At 71.9% G+C, this 17,786-nt stretch carries 19 protein-coding genes and 1 pseudogene; 18 read left to right on the top strand and 2 right to left on the bottom strand.

Annotation, left to right across the window (positions count from 1 at the left end):
* Window positions 1-14 precede the first annotated feature (14 nt).
* On the top strand, window positions 15-1,574 hold the full coding sequence (gene ffh, locus HA039_RS09085) for a signal recognition particle protein (RefSeq protein ID WP_167026459.1): 1,560 nt from the start codon (window positions 15-17) through the stop codon (window positions 1,572-1,574).
* A 208-nt stretch (window positions 1,575-1,782) separates the two neighbouring features.
* Here ffh and HA039_RS09080 read toward each other — a convergent pair whose 3' ends face one another.
* Window positions 1,783-2,655: a methyltransferase domain-containing protein gene (locus HA039_RS09080; protein WP_167026456.1), complete on the bottom strand. Its 873-nt coding sequence runs from the start codon at window positions 2,653-2,655 to the stop codon at window positions 1,783-1,785.
* Window positions 2,656-3,362: 707 nt separating this feature from the next.
* On the opposite strand from HA039_RS09080, the gene HA039_RS09075 reads away from it, so the two are divergent.
* The 17 genes and pseudogenes from HA039_RS09075 to HA039_RS08995 all read left to right on the top strand — a co-directional run bounded on the left by HA039_RS09075 (window position 3,363) and on the right by HA039_RS08995 (window position 16,657).
* Window positions 3,363-3,956 carry a hypothetical protein gene (locus HA039_RS09075; protein WP_161308529.1) on the top strand — a complete coding sequence of 198 codons (594 nt, stop codon included), beginning with the start codon at window positions 3,363-3,365 and terminating at the stop codon, window positions 3,954-3,956.
* Between the two features lie 225 nt (window positions 3,957-4,181).
* Window positions 4,182-4,628: a 30S ribosomal protein S16 gene (rpsP, locus tag HA039_RS09070; RefSeq protein WP_161308528.1), complete on the top strand. Its 447-nt coding sequence runs from the start codon at window positions 4,182-4,184 to the stop codon at window positions 4,626-4,628.
* Between the two features lie 2 nt (window positions 4,629-4,630).
* On the top strand, window positions 4,631-4,870 hold the full coding sequence (locus HA039_RS09065) for an RNA-binding protein (RefSeq protein WP_020868149.1): 240 nt from the start codon (window positions 4,631-4,633) through the stop codon (window positions 4,868-4,870).
* Window positions 4,871-4,968: 98 nt separating this feature from the next.
* On the top strand, window positions 4,969-5,544 hold the full coding sequence (gene rimM, locus HA039_RS09060) for a ribosome maturation factor RimM (RefSeq protein WP_167026453.1): 576 nt from the start codon (window positions 4,969-4,971) through the stop codon (window positions 5,542-5,544).
* Window positions 5,544-6,365 carry a tRNA (guanosine(37)-N1)-methyltransferase TrmD gene (gene trmD / locus HA039_RS09055; RefSeq protein WP_167026450.1) on the top strand — a complete coding sequence of 274 codons (822 nt, stop codon included), beginning with the start codon at window positions 5,544-5,546 and terminating at the stop codon, window positions 6,363-6,365. Before rimM ends, trmD begins: the two co-directional genes overlap by 1 nt.
* 129 nt (window positions 6,366-6,494) lie before the next feature.
* Window positions 6,495-6,845, top strand: coding sequence for a 50S ribosomal protein L19 (gene rplS / locus HA039_RS09050; protein ID WP_161308525.1), 351 nt, complete (start codon window positions 6,495-6,497; stop codon window positions 6,843-6,845).
* Window positions 6,846-6,902: 57 nt separating this feature from the next.
* The gene (lepB, locus tag HA039_RS09045) at window positions 6,903-7,700 is read left to right on the top strand and encodes a signal peptidase I (protein WP_167026447.1); all 798 of its coding nucleotides are present in this window, start codon (window positions 6,903-6,905) and stop codon (window positions 7,698-7,700) included.
* Window positions 7,693-8,711, top strand: a pseudogene (lepB, locus tag HA039_RS09040) (signal peptidase I). The gene lepB (HA039_RS09045) and the pseudogene lepB (HA039_RS09040) overlap by 8 nt, the downstream one beginning before the upstream one ends.
* Window positions 8,680-9,819, top strand: a complete 1,140-nt coding sequence (lepB, locus tag HA039_RS09035) for a signal peptidase I (protein ID WP_167036460.1) — start codon at window positions 8,680-8,682, stop codon at window positions 9,817-9,819. The pseudogene lepB (HA039_RS09040) and the gene lepB (HA039_RS09035) overlap by 32 nt, the downstream one beginning before the upstream one ends.
* Window positions 9,820-9,864: 45 nt before the next feature.
* On the top strand, window positions 9,865-10,668 hold the full coding sequence (gene lepB, locus HA039_RS09030; RefSeq protein WP_167026444.1) for a signal peptidase I: 804 nt from the start codon (window positions 9,865-9,867) through the stop codon (window positions 10,666-10,668).
* A 31-nt stretch (window positions 10,669-10,699) separates the two neighbouring features.
* Window positions 10,700-11,227 carry an NUDIX hydrolase gene (locus HA039_RS09025; RefSeq protein ID WP_167026441.1) on the top strand — a complete coding sequence of 176 codons (528 nt, stop codon included), beginning with the start codon at window positions 10,700-10,702 and terminating at the stop codon, window positions 11,225-11,227.
* Between the two features lie 56 nt (window positions 11,228-11,283).
* The gene (locus tag HA039_RS09020; protein ID WP_014675276.1) at window positions 11,284-11,592 is read left to right on the top strand and encodes a DUF2469 domain-containing protein; all 309 of its coding nucleotides are present in this window, start codon (window positions 11,284-11,286) and stop codon (window positions 11,590-11,592) included.
* Between the two features lie 204 nt (window positions 11,593-11,796).
* On the top strand, window positions 11,797-12,174 hold the full coding sequence (locus tag HA039_RS09015) for a YraN family protein (protein WP_167026438.1): 378 nt from the start codon (window positions 11,797-11,799) through the stop codon (window positions 12,172-12,174).
* Complete coding sequence (locus HA039_RS09010) at window positions 12,174-13,835, top strand: YifB family Mg chelatase-like AAA ATPase (RefSeq protein WP_167026434.1); 1,662 nt, start codon at window positions 12,174-12,176, stop codon at window positions 13,833-13,835. The genes HA039_RS09015 and HA039_RS09010 overlap by 1 nt, the downstream gene beginning before the upstream one ends.
* Window positions 13,832-15,013, top strand: a complete 1,182-nt coding sequence (gene dprA, locus HA039_RS09005; protein ID WP_167026432.1) for a DNA-processing protein DprA — start codon at window positions 13,832-13,834, stop codon at window positions 15,011-15,013. Before HA039_RS09010 ends, dprA begins: the two co-directional genes overlap by 4 nt.
* 188 nt (window positions 15,014-15,201) lie before the next feature.
* Complete coding sequence (whiG, locus tag HA039_RS09000; protein WP_161310885.1) at window positions 15,202-16,038, top strand: RNA polymerase sigma factor WhiG; 837 nt, start codon at window positions 15,202-15,204, stop codon at window positions 16,036-16,038.
* A 61-nt stretch (window positions 16,039-16,099) separates the two neighbouring features.
* Window positions 16,100-16,657: a TetR/AcrR family transcriptional regulator gene (locus HA039_RS08995; protein WP_167036457.1), complete on the top strand. Its 558-nt coding sequence runs from the start codon at window positions 16,100-16,102 to the stop codon at window positions 16,655-16,657.
* A gap of 361 nt (window positions 16,658-17,018) precedes the next feature.
* Here HA039_RS08995 and HA039_RS08990 read toward each other — a convergent pair whose 3' ends face one another.
* Complete coding sequence (locus HA039_RS08990; RefSeq protein WP_167026430.1) at window positions 17,019-17,564, bottom strand: M23 family metallopeptidase; 546 nt, start codon at window positions 17,562-17,564, stop codon at window positions 17,019-17,021.
* Window positions 17,565-17,786: the final 222 nt, after the last annotated feature.

Below are 17,786 nucleotides of genomic sequence, written 5' to 3'. Positions count from 1 at the left end.
GATTCGCGACCACCGTGTTCGACACTCTCTCCGACCGCCTCGCAGCCACATTCAAGAGCCTCCGGGGCAAAGGGCGCCTCAGCCCGGAGGACATCGACGCCACGGCCCGCGAGATCCGTATCGCGCTGCTCGAGGCCGACGTGGCCCTGCCCGTCGTGCGCGCCTTCATCGCCAAGGTCAAGGAGCGGGCAAGCGGCGCCGAGGTCTCGGGCGCGCTGAACCCGAGCCAGCAGGTCATCAAGATCGTCAACGAGGAGCTCGTCGGCATCCTCGGCGGTGAGACCCGGCGGCTGCGCTTCGCCAAGACGGCACCCACCGTCATCATGCTCGCGGGCCTCCAGGGCGCCGGTAAGACCACCCTCGCGGGAAAGCTCGGCCTCTGGCTCAAGAACCAGGGCCACTCCCCGCTGCTGGTCGCCTGTGACCTCCAACGCCCCAACGCCGTCACCCAGCTCTCCGTCGTCGCCGAGCGCGCGGGCGTCGCCGTGTACGCCCCGGAGCCGGGCAACGGGGTCGGCGACCCGGTCAAGGTCGCCAAGGACTCGATCGAGTACGCCCGCTCGCGGCAGTACGACATCGTCGTCGTCGACACCGCCGGCCGCCTGGGCATCGACCAGGAGCTGATGAAGCAGGCCTCGGACATCCGCGACGCGGTCAACCCCGACGAGACGCTCTTCGTCGTCGACGCGATGATCGGCCAGGACGCGGTCAACACCGCCGAGGCGTTCCGCGACGGCGTCGGCTTCGACGGCGTGGTCCTCTCCAAGCTCGACGGCGACGCCCGCGGTGGTGCGGCGCTGTCCATCGCGCACGTGACCGGCAAGCAGATCATGTTCGCCTCGAACGGCGAGAAGCTCGACGAGTTCGACGCGTTCCACCCGGACCGGATGGCGTCCCGCATCCTCGACATGGGTGACCTCCTCACCCTGATCGAGCAGGCGGAGAAGACGTTCAGCCAGGCCGAGGCCGAGAAGATGGCCGCCAAGCTCCAGAGCAGCAAGGGCGGCAAGGACTTCACGCTGGACGACTTCCTCGCCCAGATGGAACAGGTCAGGAAGATGGGCAGCATCTCCAAGCTGCTCGGCATGCTCCCCGGCATGGGCCAGATCAAGGACCAGATCAACAACATCGACGAGCGGGACGTGGACCGTACCGCCGCGATCATCAAGTCGATGACGCCGGGCGAGCGTCACGAGCCGACCATCATCAACGGCTCGCGCCGGGCGCGGATCGCGCGCGGTTCCGGAGTGGAGGTCAGCGCGGTCAAGAACCTGGTCGAGCGGTTCTTCGAGGCGCGCAAGATGATGTCGAAGATGGCGCAGGGCGGCGGGATGCCCGGGATGCCGGGCGTTCCCGGGATGGGCGGCGGTCCCGGCCGTACGAAGAAGAAGCAGAAGGTCGCGAAGGGCAAGCAGCGCTCGGGCAACCCGATGAAGCGCAAGCTGGACGAGCAGGCGGCGGCGACGCGGCGGGAGTCGGGGGAGTCGTCCCCGGGCAACGCCTTCGGCCTGCCGACCGGCGAGCCCGACAAGAACTTCGAACTCCCCGACGAGTTCAAGAAGTTCATGGGCTGACCCCGAAAAGACTGTCCTCAATCGCCGGACGGGCTTGTTGATCCCGGCCTTGCCCCGGCGGCGACCCCCGCCCAGGCGGCGGGTCGCAGCGGGCCAATCCAGCCCGTCCGGCGTTTGAGGACATCTGTGACCCGCGCCCGGACACGGACGTGGCGACAGATCCAAGCCCGTCCGGCGATTGAGGACAGTGGTGGTTGCGGCGCCGGGGTTACGTGCGCGCGATCAGGTAGCGGAAGACGTTCGGCATCCAGACCGTGCCGTCCTTGCGTACGTACGGGTGCAGGGCCTCCGCGATCTCCTTCTCCACCTGCCGCCGGTCCGTCGCCCGCACCGCCCCGTCGAACACCCCCGTGGACAGCAGCCCGCGCACCGCGCTCTCCGTGTCCGCGTAGCCGAACGGGCACGACACCCGGCCTGAGCCGTCCGGCTTGAGTCCCGCCCGGGCGGCGACCTCTTCCAGGTCGTCCCGGTACGCAGGGCGCCAACCCCCCTTGCGCAGGCGGTCGGCGAGCCGGCCCGCGACCCGCAGGACCCCCGCCGTCGCACAGCGCTCCGGCGGGCCCCAGCCCGTCAGCACCACCGGGGTACCCCGGCCCGCCAGCGGTATCGCCGCGTCCAGCGCGGGTCCGAGCCCCTTCGCGTCGCCCGCCACGCAGCCGATCGGCTGGAGCGCCGTGATCACGTCGTACGGCACCCCGCCCGGCAGCGCGGCCTCGCTCATCCGGGACGTGGGGAGCACCGCCCCGGAGGGCGCCCCGCCGGACCCGGATGCCCGGCCCGGCAGCTCCGCGTCCGCGGCCAGCCGGGTCCGGGCCAGCGCCAACAGCTCGTCGTCGGAGTCCACCCCCGTGACCCGCGCGCCCCGCGCCGACGCCATCAGGAGCGCCAGGCCCGAGCCGCAGCCCAGGCCGAGCAACCGGGTCCCCGCGCGGACCTCCAGGCGCTCGTACACCGCCTCGTGCAGCGGCACCAGCATGCGTTCCTGGATCTCGGCCCAGTCACGGGCGCGTACGGAGGTGTCGGAGGCGACCGCCGGGGGCGGCCCCGCGTTCGTATGGTGCTGGACGAGCGTACGTGTCATGGATAGCGCCCCAATCCGCCGAGAGGTCGGTATTGCCCCGAATGACATCCCCCGTGTACGTGCGCGTCTACATCCCCCGTATGCCAGGGAACTCCGCATCCGTGCCCGCGTCCAGTGGGCGATTGGCAAAGCGTCGGTGAACCACTGGTACGCCCCCGCGTGTGCGGCCGGTTCCCGTCCTGGGGCGTCCCGGCCGCCCGGGCCGGTGCCGGGCGAACATCCCTGTTCCGGCGGCTCGGACAGCCGATTTCCCTTGGGGCGCCCGGGTCCACCCCCCGTCCGCGAACTGGCCGACAACCGCCTCACCCGCACCGCGCCGGGGACTGGGCCGAACGGGTGGTGGCGCACGGGCGGCGCGATCCCGCGCCCGCGTACGCCCCGCGCGTACGCCCCCGGCCGCACGACGGCCCGGTGCCGGAATCCGGCGATGCGGCGGGTACTGTCGGTCTTGTGGCCCGCGCTCCGTCGAGCGCCCGCCCCGCAGCCCGCCCGCGCCTTCTGTGCGCCCGCGCCCCCGTACGTAGATCGTCTACGCGTCGAAGCGTACGAGTCGCTACGTACCAGCTTGGTATGAGCTGTGAGACTTCTCCGCAGATCTACGCACCCGCCCTCGTCAGGACGCATCAATGGCAACTGACGGGTACGTGCAAATTATTTGGGATGCCCCGGAATGGAACCCCGGAGCGTCCCAGCTCGTTATTCACGACGTGAGCACGACACCACCTGTTCTCGCCGCAGAGCTGGCACAGGCGTGGGCCGATATTCAGCGGTCCCACCCCGAGCTGCCGGATCTTGCCGCGCCAGAGTCCCTGATCGGAGAGTCCTCGTCCGCCTGCGGCGCGGAGCTCTCATTCGAACGACTGCTTCACGAAGCGGTCCACGGCATCGCCGCGGCGAGAGGTGTCCGCGACACCTCGCGAGCGGGCCGCTATCACAACCGCCGATTCCTGGCGATCGCCGAGGAGATGGGCCTCGACCACCCCGAGGAGCCGCATCCCAGCAGCGGCTTCTCGCTGGTCTCGCTCAGCCCCGAGGCGAAGCGCCGTTACCGCCCCACCATGGAGCGCCTGCAACGGGCCCTCAAGGCGCACACGGTCGCGACGGCCGCCGACACCAAGCGGAGTTTCCGCGGCCCCGCGGCCCGGCACGGCTCGTCCGGCGGGGGCGTGCGCGTCAAGGCGGTCTGCGACTGCGGGCGCAACGTCCGCGTGGTCCCGTCGGTCCTGGCCCAGGCGCCCATCGTCTGCGGTGGCTGCGGCAAGCCGTTCCGTATCCCGGAAGTGGTCGCCGCCGCGAGCTGAGCCCCGGTGCCCACCGGCGCACGCCGGTGGGCCGGGCCCGGCGTCCCGACCACCGCCGCGTCATGCCGCACCGCAGGTGTGTGGCAGAATGGCCAGCTGTACTCGACAGTCGCACAGGACCCCTCTCTCCTCCGGCTGACGCGTCCATCGGGCGGATCGGGTACCGCAACCCCACGCGGCCTCCCGCCTCGCCCAACCACGTCAAGACCAGGAGAGACCACTCCAGTGGCAGTCAAGATCAAGCTGAAGCGTCTGGGCAAGATCCGTTCGCCTCACTACCGCATCATCGTCGCCGACTCCCGCGTCCGCCGTGACGGCCGCGCGATCGAGGAGATCGGCATCTACCACCCGGTCCAGAACCCCTCGCGCATCGAGGTCGACTCGGACCGCGCGCGGTACTGGCTGTCTGTCGGCGCCCAGCCGACCGAGCCGGTCCTCGCGATCCTCAAGCTCACCGGTGACTGGCAGGCGCACAAGGGCCTCCCGGCCCCCGCGCCCCTGCTCCAGCCGGAGCCGAAGGCCGACAAGCGGGCCCTCTTCGAGGCGCTCACCAAGGACGGCGGCGACGAGCCCAAGGGTGAGGCCATCACCCCGAAGGCGAAGAAGGCCGACAAGAAGGCGGACGAAGCCGGGACCGAGTCCTCGGCGCCCGCCGAGTCCACCGAGGCCTGAGCATGCTCGAGGAGGCTCTCGAGCACCTCGTGAAGGGCATCGTCGACAACCCGGACGAAGTGCAGGTCGCCTCGCGCAACCTGCGCCGCGGCCGCGTGCTGGAGGTCAGGGTCCACCCCGACGACCTCGGCAAGGTGATCGGCCGTAACGGCCGGACCGCCCGCGCGCTGCGTACGGTCGTGGGTGCCATCGGCGGCCGCGGCATCCGCGTCGACCTCGTCGACGTGGACCAGGTCCGCTGACAGAGTTCAACACCGGCACGGGCCGGGGCCGGGCCGTATGGTCCGCCCCGGCTCGTTGCCGTTTGTTCCATGTGTGACCGTAAAAGGGGCGTATAGCAGTGCAGTTGGTGGTTGCGCGGATCGGTCGCGCCCATGGGATCAAGGGTGAGGTCACCGTCGAGGTGCGTACGGACGAGCCCGAACTGCGGCTCGGGCCCGGCGCCGTACTGGGCACGGAACCGGCCTCGGCCGGCCCGCTGACCATCGCGACGGGCCGGGTGCACAGCGGCAGGCTGCTACTCCGCTTCGAGGGCGTCCACGACCGCGGGGGCGCCGAGGCGCTCCGTAACATCCTGCTGATCGCCGAGGTCGACCCCGAGGAACTCCCCGAGGACCCCGACGAGTTCTACGACCATCAGCTGATGGATCTCGACGTCGTGCTCGCCGACGGCACGGAGATCGGGCGGATCACGGAGATCACGCACCTGCCGTCGCAGGACCTGTTCATCGTGGAACGGCCCGACGGCAGCGAGGTGATGATCCCCTTCGTGGAGGAGATCGTCACCGAGATCGACCTGGAGGAGCAGCGGGCCGTCATCGACCCGCCCCCGGGTCTGATCGACGAGCTCATCGACGAGCTCGAAGAGACGGACCTGCCCGAGGCGTCCGACCCGTCCGGCAAGGGCGAGCGCTGATGCGGCTCGACGTCGTCACGATCTTCCCCGAGTACCTGGACCCCCTGAACGTCTCGCTGGTCGGCAAGGCCCGCGCGCGCGGGCGCCTCGGCGTGCACGTGCACGACCTGCGGGAGTGGACGTACGACCGGCACAACACGGTCGACGACACCCCGTACGGCGGCGGACCCGGCATGGTCATGAAGACCGAGCCGTGGGGCGACGCCCTGGACGACGTGCTGGCGAGCGGGTACGAGTCGGGCGCCCACGACCCCGTACTGGTCGTGCCCACCCCCAGCGGACGGCCCTTCACCCAGGAGACCGCCGTCGCGCTCTCCGAGCGCCCCTGGCTGATCTTCACACCGGCCCGGTACGAGGGCATCGACCGCCGGGTCGTCGACGAGTACCGCACGCGCGTGCCCGTCCACGAGGTGTCCATCGGCGACTACGTCCTGGCCGGCGGTGAGGCGGCGGTGCTGGTGATCACCGAGGCCGTGGTCCGGCTGCTGCCCGGTGTACTCGGCAACGCCGAGTCGCACCGCGACGACTCCTTCGCGCCCGGCGCGATGGCCGACCTGCTGGAGGGGCCCGTCTACACCAAGCCCCCCGAGTGGCGCGGGCGCGGCATCCCGGACGTGCTGCTCAGCGGCCACCACGGGAAGATCGCGCGCTGGCGGCGCGACGAGGCGTTCGAACGTACCGCTCTCAACCGCCCCGACCTGATCGAGCGTTGCGACCCCTCGGCCTTCGACAAGAAGGACCGCGAGATCCTCTCCATCCTCGGCTGGGCCCCCGAGCCCGGCGGCCGATTTTGGCGCAGGCCCCCCGCCGTGGAAGAATAGGCCGCTGCCGTACGTCCGGCGTGCGCCCCTGCCACAGGGGGAACGACGCCCGCCCGACGAGAACGGCGCCCCAGACTCTCGTACCGACATCCGCTGATGACCTGTGGCATCAGTGAGGAAGCAGATCCCATGACCAGCTTGCTCGACGCCGTAGACGCGTCGTCGCTCCGCAGCGACCTCCCCAAGTTCCGCGCCGGTGACACCGTGAACGTCCACGTGCGGGTCATCGAAGGAAACCGCTCCCGTATCCAGCAGTTCAAGGGCGTGGTCATCCGGCGTCAGGGCTCCGGCGTCCGTGAGTCCTTCACGGTCCGCAAGGTCTCCTTCTCCGTCGGCGTCGAGCGGACCTTCCCGGTCCACAGCCCGATCTTCGAGAAGATCGAGCTCGTGAGCCGCGGTGACGTCCGTCGCGCCAAGCTCTACTACCTGCGCGAGCTGCGCGGCAAGAAGGCGAAGATCAAGGAGAAGCGCGACAACTGAGCCCCGGCTCACCGTCGCGATCGGGTCCGTCAGGCCGCCGGATAAGCTCCTGCCCCGATGGACACCGAAGCACAGCACACGGAGCGCGACTCCTCCTCCCCGCCCCTCACCGGGCCGGAGGAGGAGTCGCGCTCCGCGCGTTTCCCCCGCCGGTCCTGGCGCGGGGCGGTGGTGCTCGCCGTGGTGTGTGTCACCGTCGTCCTGCTGGTCAGCCACTTCGTGACGCAGCCCTTCCTGATCCCGAGCGGCTCCATGGAACCCACCCTCCGGGTCGGGGACCGGGTGCTGGTCGACAAGCTGGCGTACCGTTCCGGGTCCGTACCGCGCCGCGGTGACGTCGTCGTCTTCGACGGCACGGGGTCCTTCGTCCAGGAGGCGCCCCGGGAGAATCCCGTCACGGGGCTCCTGCGCGGCGCCGCGGCCGCCGTCGGGCTCGCCGAGCCGGCCGAGACCGACTTCGTGAAGCGGGTGATCGGGGTGGGAGGCGACCACGTGGTCTGCTGCGACCGAGGGGGCAGGATCGAGGTGAACGGCCGGGCGGTGGACGAACCGTACGTGTATCCCGGTGACGCCCCGTCCCGCGTCCCCTTCGACATCGTCGTCCCGGAGGACACGCTGTGGGTCATGGGTGATCACCGCGACAACTCCCGCGACTCCCGGGACCACCTCGGTGAGCCGGGCGGGGGCGTGGTGCCGGTGGAGCGGGTCGTGGGACGGGTGAGGTGGATCGCCTTTCCGCCGGGCCGCTGGTCGGCGCTGAGACCCACGCACGTCTTCGACGGGGTGAGGAGCCCGGCCGGTGCCGTACAGGCTCCCGGCGGGGGACAGGGGAGGCGGGGCGATGGCCATGGGTAAGCGCGGGCGCGTCGCCAGCCACGGGCACGACACCCGGCTGCCGACCGGCAGCCGGCCCACCATGGGCCGGGCGCTGCCGGGGCGGGCCGACCGGCGCAGGCTCGCCCGGCGGGTCAAGAACCGCAGGCGGCGCTCCGCCATGACCGAGATCCCGGTGCTCGTCGTGGTGGCGCTGCTGATCGCGCTGGTCCTCAAGACGTTCCTGGTGCAGGCCTTCGTGATCCCGTCGGGGTCGATGGAGCAGACGATCAGGATCAGCGACCGGGTCCTGGTGGACAAGCTGACCCCGTGGTTCGGCTGGCAGCCGGAGCGCGGCGACGTCGTCGTCTTCAAGGACCCGGGGAACTGGCTCCAGGACGAGAAGCCCGTACCGGACACGTCCCCGATCGTCGTCAAGCAGATCAAGGAAGGCCTGACCTTCATCGGGCTGCTGCCGTCCGCCGACGACCAGGATCTGATCAAGCGGGTCATCGGGGTCGGGGGTGACACCGTCAAGTGTTGTGACGCATCGCGCAAAATTACCGTCAACGGTGTGCCCCTGGAGGAGCCGTATCTCCATCCTGACAACGCCCCTTCGGAGATCCCCTTCGAGGTGAAGGTCCCCGCGGGGCGTATCTTCGTGATGGGCGACCACCGGGAGAACTCGGCCGATTCCCGCTTCCACCTCGACGAGAAGGACCAGGGCACGGTCTCGGAGGACGAGGTGGTGGGGCGGGCCGTGGTCATCGCCTGGCCGATCGGTCACTGGCGGCGGCTGGGCGACTCGGAGCCGTTCAGCAAGGTCCCGGACCGGCGTCCCGCGCCGCCGTCGGCCACAGGTGAGTCGAATAGTGTGTTCCCGCGGGATCGACATGGATTGGTCCGGCTCCCGAGCCCTGCGGAACTCCCGCTCGTTATGGGAGTGGTGGGCCTGCCCCTCTTCCGGGGCAGGCGGCCGCACGGAGTGAATCGCACGGAGTGAGGAGTGGATGTGGGGGATGTGGCGGTCGGCGCACGTTCCGGTCACGATGATCCCGAGGAGGGACACGGGCAGCTTGCCGAGTCGCCCGCGGTCGTGACGACGGACAGCACGACAGAACCCGGGAGAGATCCTTTGCGCGGTGGTCCCTCGGGCAGCGATCCCTTGGGTGGCGGGCCCTCGGGCGGTGACCCCCTGGGCGGTGGTCCCGCGGGCAGCGGTCCCTCGGACGGCGACGTCGACAGTGCCGGGGACGGTGATGGCGAAGGGCAGAGGAAGCAGCGTTCCTTCTGGAAGGAGCTGCCTCTCCTCATCGTCATCGCGTTGGTCCTGGCGCTGGTGATCAAGACGTTCCTGGTCCAGGCGTTCTCGATCCCCTCGGACTCGATGCAGAACACCCTCCAGCGGGGTGACCGGGTCCTGGTGGACAAGCTGACCCCGTGGTTCGGGTCGGAGCCGGAGCGCGGCGAGGTGGTCGTCTTCCACGACCCGGGCGGCTGGCTGCCGGAGACGGACGTCCCCGACCCGAACATCGCGCAGAAGTTCCTGAGCTTCATCGGGCTGATGCCGTCCGCGGAGGAGAAGGACCTGATCAAGCGGGTCATCGCGGTCGGCGGCGACACGGTGGAGTGCAAGAAGGGCGGCCCGGTGGTCGTCAACGGGCACCCGCTGGACGAGAAGGGCTTCATCTTCGCCGGCAACACGCCGTGCGACGACCAGCCCTTCGGCCCGTTCAAGGTGCCCAAGGACCGGCTCTGGGTGATGGGCGACCACCGCCAGAACTCGCAGGACTCGCGCTACCACATGGACAACGCCGACCGGGGATTCGTCCCGGTCAAGGACGTGGTCGGCCGGGCCGTGGTGGTCGCGTGGCCGCTCGACCGGCTGGCGACGCTGCCGGTGCCCGACACCTTCGACAAGGCCGGTCCGGCGCAGGCGGCCGGCGCGGTGGCGTCGCTCGCGGCTCCGGGTGCGCTCGGCCTCGCCGGTGCGGTGCCGCTGGTGCTGTGGCGCAGGAAGCGGCTCACGTCGCGCCCGGTGGACGGATCGGGTGCGCACAGCACCGGGCCCGGTGGCGGCGCGGGAGCCGGTGGCGCTGGAGACGGTGACAGCACCGGAGCCGGTGACAGCACCGGAGTCGATGGCGGTACCGCCGGGTAGGGTGCCGTCCCGGATCGTCGATTTCCGGAACGGTGGGGTGCTCGGGTGAGCGGAACGGGACGTACGGGCGGAACAGGACGTACGGGACCTGGGAACGGCGGCCACGGCCGCCTCGGCAGCGTGCTGTCGGGGCTGGTCGTGGCCGTCGGCTGTGCGCTCTTCCTCGGCGGGTTCGTGTGGGGGGCCGTGGAGTACCGGCCGTACACGGTGCCGACCGACTCCATGTCCCCCACGGTGCGGGCCGGGGACCGGGTGCTCGCCCAGCGGATATCGGGTGACGCGGTGCGGCGCGGGGACGTGGTGGTCTTCCGGGACAAGCAGTGGGGTGACTCGCCGATGGTGAAGCGGGTCGTCGGGGTCGGCGGCGACAAGGTCGCCTGCTGCGACCCGGGCGGCCGGCTGACGGTCAACGGCCGGCCGATCGCGGAGCCGTACGCGGCCGGGTTGCCCGGCGGGCGGGCGTCCGGCGCCGACTTCGACGCGACCGTGCCGGCGGGGCAGCTGTTCCTGCTGGGCGACCAGCGGAACGTCTCGCTGGACTCGCGGGTGCACCTGGAGGACCCCGGCCAGGGCTCGGTGCCGCGTTCGGCCGTGGACGCGCGGGTGGACGCCGTCATCTGGCCGTCGCCCGGCTTCCTGGGGCGGCCGGCGGGGTTCGCGGCGCTGCCGGGCGGGGTGTCGCAGGCGGGACCGGTCCGGGTGCTGGTGGGCGCGGTGGTTCTCGGGGCTGTGTTGATCATGCTTGGTGCGGCGTACGGGCCGGTCGCGGAGCGGCGGGCGAAACGGCGGCGGGCGCGGAGCGGGGCGGGGCGGCCGGGGGGAAGGGTGACGGCGCGTGGCGGAGTCTGAGGGCGGGTCGGGGTCGGGGTTGGGGTCTGGATTGGAGTCCGGATCCGGGGCCGGCGCGGGGTTCGGGTTCGGTGAGGGGCCGCTGCGGAAGGTGGCCCGGGTGGTGCTGCTCGATCCGGAGGACCGGATCCTGCTGCTGCACGGCTACGAGCCGGACGATCCGGCCGACACCTGGTGGTTCACGCCCGGCGGGGGCCTGGAGGGCGACGAGAGCCGCGAGGAGGCCGCGCTGCGGGAGCTCGTGGAAGAGACAGGGATCACACAGGTCGAGCTGGGTCCCGTGCTGTGGCACCGGCAGTGCTCGTTCCCGTTCGACGGGCGGCGCTGGGACCAGGACGAGTGGTACTTCCTGGCGCGTACGACGCAGACCGTGACGGCCCCCGGCGGCCTGACCGAGCTGGAGCGGCGCAGTGTCGCGGGGCTGAGGTGGTGGACCTCCGCCGAACTGCTGGCGGCACGTGAGACGGTGTATCCGACCAGGCTCGCCGAGCTGCTTCGCACGCTGCTCGACGAGGGTCCCCCGGATGAACCGGTGGTCCTCGCCCCCGAAATCGTCTAGGGGCGCGGGGGACCGGAGCACAATAGGGGGACGTACGGCTGAAGGGGAACATTGCCATGAGCGCCGAGGACCTCGAGAAGTACGAGACCGAGATGGAGCTGAAGCTCTACCGGGAGTACCGCGATGTCGTCGGTCTGTTCAAATATGTGATCGAGACCGAGCGTCGCTTCTACCTCACCAATGACTACGAGATGCAGGTGCATTCCGTACAGGGAGAGGTCTTCTTCGAGGTGACGATGGCGGACGCGTGGGTCTGGGACATGTACAGACCTGCCCGGTTCGTCAAGCAGGTACGGGTGCTCACGTTCAAGGACGTGAACATCGAGGAGCTGAACAAGAGCGATCTCGAACTGCCCGGAGGCTGAAGAGCATGACCGGCGCGTGACGGAACGCGCGACCGGACGACAGGCGGGCGTGTCCCGGGGCTGATCCCCCGGGGCACGCCCGTTCGTCGTACGGCTCGCGTCACTCGCACGGGTGAGCGAGTTTTCCACAACGCCTGAGTTGTCCACCAAGATCCACTCGCTTCGGGCGGACGCGGCAGAGTCGGTGCCGGAGGTGGTGCCGAGATGAACGCGACGGGGGCGTTGGGACGCTACGGCGAGGAGCTGGCCGTGCGGCGGCTGGCCGAGGCCGGGATGACCGTGCTGGCGAGGAACTGGCGGTGCGGCAGGACGGGCGAGATCGACATCGTGGCCCGGGACGAGGACGCCGGGGGCGGTGAGGTGCTGGTCGTCTGCGAGGTGAAGACCCGCAGGGAGGATTCGTTCGTCCATCCGATGGCCGCGGTCACCCCGGTCAAGGCGGACCGGCTGAGACGGCTGGCGGCCTGCTGGCTGGAGCGGTGCGGCGGCCCGCCGCCCGGTGGGGTCCGCATCGACCTGATCGGGGTGGTCCTGCCCCGGCGGGGCGCGGCCGTGGTCGAGCACGCGCGGGGGGTGGCCTGATGGGGTTCGCGCGGGCCTGCTCGGTGGCGCTGGTGGGCGTCGAGGGCGTGGTGGTGGAGGTGCAGGCGGACCTGGAGCCCGGGGTCGCGGCGTTCACCCTGGTGGGGCTGCCGGACAAGAGCCTCGTCGAGAGCAGGGACCGGGTGCGGGCCGCCGTGGTCAACTCCGGGGGCGAGTGGCCGCAGAAGAAGCTCACGGTCGGGCTGAGCCCGGCCTCGGTGCCCAAGAGCGGTTCAGGCTTCGATCTGGCCGTCGCCGTCGCCATCCTCGGGGCGGCGGAGCGCCTCGACCCCCGGGCCATCGCGGACCTGGTGCTCATCGGGGAGCTGGGGCTCGACGGGCGCGTCAGGCCGGTGCGGGGGGTGCTGCCCGCGGTGCTCGCCGCGGCCGAGGCCGGGTACCGGCAGGTGGTCGTCCCGGAGCGGACCGCCGGGGAGGCCTCGCTGGTCCCGGGCGTCTCGGTCCTGGGGGTCCGGACGCTGCGCCAGCTCATCGCGATCCTGAGCGACGAGCCGGTGCCCGACGAACCGGCCGAGACGGGCGAGGGCCGCCCCGACCCCCTCCTGGCGGGGCTGATGGTGCCCGGCGCCGGGGTCGGCACGGGCCTGGCCTCGAGGCTGGGGGAGCGGGACGGGCACCGGCCCGACCTGGCCGACGTGGCGGGCCAGACCGCGGCGCGCACGGCGCTGGAGGTGGCCGCGGCGGGCGGGCACCACCTGCTGCTGCACGGGCCGCCCGGCGCGGGCAAGACGATGCTCGCGGAGCGGCTGGCCGGGGTGCTGCCACCCCTGACCGAGCAGGAATCCCTGGAGGTCACGGCCGTGCACTCGGTGGCGGGCATGCTGCCGCCCGGCGAACCGCTCGTCCGTTCGGCCCCTTACTGCGCGCCGCACCACTCGGCGACGATGCAGTCCCTGGTGGGCGGCGGCAACGGGATGCCGAGACCGGGAGCGGTGTCGTTGGCGCACCGCGGCATCCTCTTCCTGGACGAGGCCCCGGAATTCTCCGGGCGGGCCCTGGACGCGCTGCGCCAGCCCCTGGAGTCGGGCCATGTGGTGGTGGCGCGCGCGGCGGGGGTGGTACGGCTGCCCGCCCGCTTCCTGATGGTCCTGGCCGCCAACCCGTGCCCCTGCGGGCGCCACACGCTCCACGGGGCCGGGTGCGACTGCCCGCCCTCGGCGATCCGGCGCTACCAGGCACGGCTGTCGGGCCCGCTGCTCGACCGGGTGGACCTGCGGGTCGAGGTGCAGCCCGTCCACCGCGCCGACCTGGTGGGACAGGGCGGGCGCGGGGAGTCCACGGCGGTGGTCGCCGCCCGGGTCAGGGAGGCCAGGGCCCGGGCGGCGGTGCGGCTGGCGGGCACGCCCTGGGCCGTCAACAGCGAGGTTCCGGGGCACGAGCTGCGGACCCGCTGGCCGGTGGCGCCGGGAGCGCTGGAGACGGCGGAGCGCGACCTGGAGCGGGGTCTGCTGACGGCGCGGGGCCTGGACCGGGTGCTGCGGGTGGCCTGGACGGTCGCGGACCTGGCCGGGCACGCCTGCCCCGACGCGCGGGACGTCGACCTGGCCCTGGAGCTGCGGACCGGGATCGCCCGGGGCGCCGGGGTCGTGGGGGAGTCGGCGGGCGCGGACACCCGGGTCGCGGGCGGGGGGCCGGTATGACGGGCGACGAGGTGGGCGGCGGGGTCACGCCGCGCGAGCGGCTGGCGCGGGCGGCGCTCACGCGGGTGCTGGAGCCGGGGGACGAGCACGGGGGCAGGTGGCTGGCGGAGTTCGGGGCCGTCGGGCTCCTCGCCCGCCTCACCTCCGGGGACGACGGACGCGACGAGCTGACGGGCGTCGGCGACCAACGGCTGGCGGGCTGCCGGGCCCGGGCCGCCGCCGCCAGGCCCGAGCGGGACCTCGCGGCCGTGCACGCGCTCGGCGGGCGCTTCGTCTGCCCCGGCGACCCGGAGTGGCCCAGCCAGCTCGACGACCTCGGCGAGGGGCGGCCGGTCGGGCTCTGGGTGCGGGGAAGGCCGGATCTGCGGCTCTGGTCGCTGCGCTCCGTCGCCCTGGTCGGCGCCCGGGCGTGTACTCCGTACGGGGCACATATGGCGGCCGTGCTGGGCTCCGGACTCGCCGAGCGCGGCTGGGTCGTCACGTCCGGCGCGGCGTTCGGCGTGGACGGCGCGGCCCACCGGGGCGCCCTGTCGGCGGGCGGGGCGACCGTCGCCGTCCTGGCCTGCGGCGTCGACGTCGTCTACCCCCGGGGTCACGCCGAGTTGATCGGACGCATCGCCGAACAGGGACTGGTCGTCGGCGAATTGCCACCCGGCGCCCACCCCACCCGCAGCAGGTTCGTCCTGCGCAACCGTGTGATCGCCGCGCTCACCCGGGGCACCGTCGTCGTGGAGGCGGAGTACCGCAGCGGATCGCTCGTCACCGCCCGCTGCGCGCAGCGGCTCGGCCGCTTCACGATGGGCGTCCCGGGGCCCGCCACGAGCGGCCTCTCGGCCGGGGTGCACGAACTGCTCCGCGGCGAAGGAGTGCTGGTCACGGACGCCGCCGAAGTCGCCGAGCTCGTCGGCGACATCGGCGATCTCGCACCGAAACGGCGCGGCCCCGTCGTGCCCAGGGACCTGCTGCACCCCGACAGCGCGCGGGTGCTGGAGGCGCTGCCCGCCCAGGGGGCCGCCGACGGACGGGAGATCGCCCGGGGGGCCGGCACGACCACCGACGAGGCGCTCGGCAGGCTCTACGAACTCCACTCGTTGGGCTTCGTCGAACGGCACGGCGACGGCTGGCAGTTGGCCCGGCGCCCGACACCGGCGGGCGCGGCGCGGCGAGGCGGTACTTGACCTGGGGCATTCGGGTGAAAAGGTGTGAGCGGCGCCGCTCCCCGATCTGTTCGCGGCGCCCGAGGGGCCGGCGCCGGCGTCGCCCGTTCCTCGCGCACCGCTACTTCCCAGTCACGCTACGCTCACCTGGATTCCGGCCCAGAAAGATGTCCCCCCGCACGTCACAGCAGAACGGCTCAAGGCAACGCATGCCCCAGCACACCTCCGGGTCTGACCGCGCGGCGGCGCCCCCCGCTGCCCGGGGCGCCGTGCGGCCCCCCGCGCCCACGTCTCTCGACGAGCTGTGGCGGTCGTACAAGACCACGGGCGACGGCCGGCTGCGGGAGCAGTTGATCCTGCACTACTCACCGCTGGTGAAGTACGTCGCGGGCCGGGTGAGCGTGGGGCTGCCGTCCAACGTCGAGCAAGCCGACTTCGTCTCCTCCGGCGTCTTCGGCCTGATCGACGCGATCGAGAAGTTCGACATCGAGCGGTCGATCAAGTTCGAGACCTACGCGATCACCCGCATCCGCGGCGCGATGATCGACGAACTCCGCGCCCTGGACTGGATCCCCCGCTCCGTACGACAGAAGGCACGGGCCGTCGAGCGCGCCTACGCCACCCTGGAGGCGCAGCTGCGCCGCACGCCCTCCGAGAGCGAGGTCGCCGCCGAGATGGGGATCGCGCTGGAGGAACTGCACGCCGTTTTCAGCCAGTTGTCGTTGGCGAACGTGGTGGCGCTGGAGGAGCTGCTGCATGTCGGCGGCGAGGGCGGCGACCGGCTCAGCCTGATGGACACCCTGGAGGACACCGCCGCCGACAACCCGGTGGAGGTCGCCGAGGGGCGGGAGCTGCGGCGGTTGCTCGCCCGCGCGATCAACACGCTCCCCGACCGGGAGAAGACGGTGGTCACGCTCTACTACTACGAGGGGCTCACGCTCGCCGAGATCGGGAACGTCCTGGGTGTCACGGAGAGCCGGGTCAGCCAGATCCACACCAAGTCCGTGCTGCAACTGCGGGCGAAGCTGGCCGACGTCGGCCGCTGACGGGGGAGGGGCGCGTCGGCATCCGTAGAGTGGAACCGTGCCCAGGATTCGAGCGGCCTCCGTGGCCGAGCACCGGACGATGCAGCGAGGCGCCCTGCTGGACGCCGCACGCTCCCTTCTGTCGGAAGGCGGTACGGACGCGCTGACCTTCCCGGCCCTCGCCGAGCGCACGGGGCTCGCCAGGTCGTCGGTCTACGAGTACTTCCGTTCGCGCGCGGCCGTGGTCGAGGAGCTGTGCACCGTCGACTTCCCGGTCTGGGCGGCGGAGGTCGAGGCGGCGATGGCGGGGGTGGGGGCGCCGGAGGCGAAGGTCGAGGCGTACGTACGGACGCAGCTCGCGCTGGTCGGCGACCGCCACCACCGCGCGGTGGTCGCGATCTCGGCGAGCGAACTGGACGCGGGCGCGCGGGAACAGATCCGGGCGGCGCACGGGGGGTTGATCGCGATGATCGTCGAAGCGCTCGCGGACCTGGGACACGAGAGGCCGCGGTTGGCGGCGATGCTGGTGCAGGGGATGGTGGACGCGGCGGTCCGTCGTATCGAGCTGGGCGCCGCCGAAACCCCGACGGAGGTCGCGGAAACGACGGTGGCCATGGTCCTACGAGGCGTCCACCCGTAGTCGGCCCAGCCCCACGCGTCCTCAATCGCCGGACGGGCTTGGTTGTGCGTCGGCCCGGTGCGCGTGCGCGGCTCACCGATGTCCTCAATCGCCGGACGGGCTGATTTTGGCTCCGGTCCGTTGCCCGTGCGGGTCAAGGATGTCCTCAATCGCCGGACGGGCTTGAGAGGGGTTGCGCGCGACGTAAAACATGCAGTGCAGGACACGACCCCTGCCCGACCCCCGGCAACCGGCCCGCGGATCGAAACCCGCCCGCAGCGGGCACCATCAAGCCCGTCCGGCGATTGAGGACAAAGCGGTGACCCGCGCGGCCCACCGGCCCCCCAGCCCGTCCGGCGATTGAGGACGATTGGTGAGGCTGTCATTGCTTGGGGAGGGGGACGCTGAGCGTGGGGAGTAGGCGGGGTGGGGGGCGGGTCAGTTCGGAGTGGGAGAGTAGGGACACCGGGTTCAGGTACGTGTCGCCGCTGCGTAGGCCCCAGTGCAGGCACTCCGTCGCGCAGTGGGACGCGGACAGTGAGCGCCTCGCCACCAGCTCGCCCGCCTCGACCTCCGTGCCTCGGGTGACCAGGGCGTCCACCGGTTCGTAGGTGATGCGGAGGGGTGGGGCGCCCGGCTTCGTGGGCGGGCTCGTGAGCGTGATCGACAGGACGCCGCGCCCCGCCACCTGCCCCGCGTACAGCACCCGCCCCGCCGCCGCGGCCCGTACCGGGGTGCCCGGGGGCGCGGCCAGGTCGATCCCCCGGTGGCCGGGGCCGTACGGGGAGGCGGGCGGATCCCATGCCCGTACGACCGAGGCCGGGGTCACGGGCCAGACGGCGGGAGGGGTGGCAGGGGTGGGGGCGGCCGAGGGCGTGAGCGGGGAGGGGGTGAGCAGGGTCAGGGTCAGGAGGAGAGCGGTGCGCATGCGTACAGGCTCGCCCCCACCACCCCACCCCCGCCGATCACACCCCGGATCTGTGGACAGCGCCCCGGTTGTGGATATCGCCGTCACTCGGGGGTGCGCGGGTCCCGTACACTTCATGTGGCGATCCGGGTCACCGGGTCGACTTCGCACGCCCCGCCAGCGGCCTCTTCGAGCCGCCGGCCGCGCTACTCGGTCCTCCGTGGCACAGCGCGTCGGGGCGTC

The sequence above is a fragment of the Streptomyces liangshanensis genome (genome assembly GCF_011694815.1).
GTDB classification, from domain to species: domain Bacteria; phylum Actinomycetota; class Actinomycetes; order Streptomycetales; family Streptomycetaceae; genus Streptomyces; species Streptomyces liangshanensis.
The sequence above is the reverse complement of the archived record's forward strand: the minus strand, read 5'-3'. Positions and strand labels throughout refer to the sequence as shown.

What these genes read in the sequence shown, in the direction of transcription:
- HA039_RS09080 (WP_167026456.1), bottom strand. Translation starts at nt 2,655, where the DNA reads ATGACACGTACGCTCGTCCAGCACCATACGAACGCGGGGCCGCCCCCG.
- HA039_RS09065 (WP_020868149.1), top strand. Translation starts at nt 4,631, where the DNA reads ATGCTCGAGGAGGCTCTCGAGCACCTCGTGAAGGGCATCGTCGACAAC.
- trmD (WP_167026450.1), top strand. Translation starts at nt 5,544, where the DNA reads ATGCGGCTCGACGTCGTCACGATCTTCCCCGAGTACCTGGACCCCCTG.
- rplS (WP_161308525.1), top strand. Translation starts at nt 6,495, where the DNA reads ATGACCAGCTTGCTCGACGCCGTAGACGCGTCGTCGCTCCGCAGCGAC.
- lepB (WP_167026447.1), top strand. Translation starts at nt 6,903, where the DNA reads ATGGACACCGAAGCACAGCACACGGAGCGCGACTCCTCCTCCCCGCCC.
- HA039_RS09020 (WP_014675276.1), top strand. Translation starts at nt 11,284, where the DNA reads ATGAGCGCCGAGGACCTCGAGAAGTACGAGACCGAGATGGAGCTGAAG.
- HA039_RS09015 (WP_167026438.1), top strand. Translation starts at nt 11,797, where the DNA reads ATGAACGCGACGGGGGCGTTGGGACGCTACGGCGAGGAGCTGGCCGTG.
- HA039_RS09010 (WP_167026434.1), top strand. Translation starts at nt 12,174, where the DNA reads ATGGGGTTCGCGCGGGCCTGCTCGGTGGCGCTGGTGGGCGTCGAGGGC.
- dprA (WP_167026432.1), top strand. Translation starts at nt 13,832, where the DNA reads ATGACGGGCGACGAGGTGGGCGGCGGGGTCACGCCGCGCGAGCGGCTG.
- whiG (WP_161310885.1), top strand. Translation starts at nt 15,202, where the DNA reads ATGCCCCAGCACACCTCCGGGTCTGACCGCGCGGCGGCGCCCCCCGCT.
- HA039_RS08990 (WP_167026430.1), bottom strand. Translation starts at nt 17,564, where the DNA reads ATGCGCACCGCTCTCCTCCTGACCCTGACCCTGCTCACCCCCTCCCCG.